Here is a 234-nt window from a genome sequence, read left to right on the forward strand (position 1 = left end):
CCCCTGCGCGCTGGTCATCTCCACGCCGGTCACGGTGGTCAGCGCGCTCACGGCCGCCGCGCGGCGCGGCATCCTCATCAAGGGCGGCAGCGCGCTGGAGGCCGCGCGCGGCCTGCGCGTGGTGGCTCTGGACAAGACCGGCACGCTGACCACTGGCAGCCCTGCCCTGGTGCAGTGGCGTGCCCTGAACGGCGCCGATGCCGACGCCGTGGCAGATGTGGCCTGGCAGTTGGC

General features: G+C 74.4%; 1 pseudogene. It reads left to right on the top strand.

Annotated features, from left to right (window positions below):
• A pseudogene (locus MTCD1_RS20390) lies at positions 1 to 234 on the top strand (cation-translocating P-type ATPase); the annotation flags it as partial.

This window comes from Colwellia marinimaniae, from assembly GCF_002207865.1.
Taxonomy (GTDB): domain Bacteria; phylum Pseudomonadota; class Gammaproteobacteria; order Enterobacterales; family Alteromonadaceae; genus Colwellia; species Colwellia marinimaniae.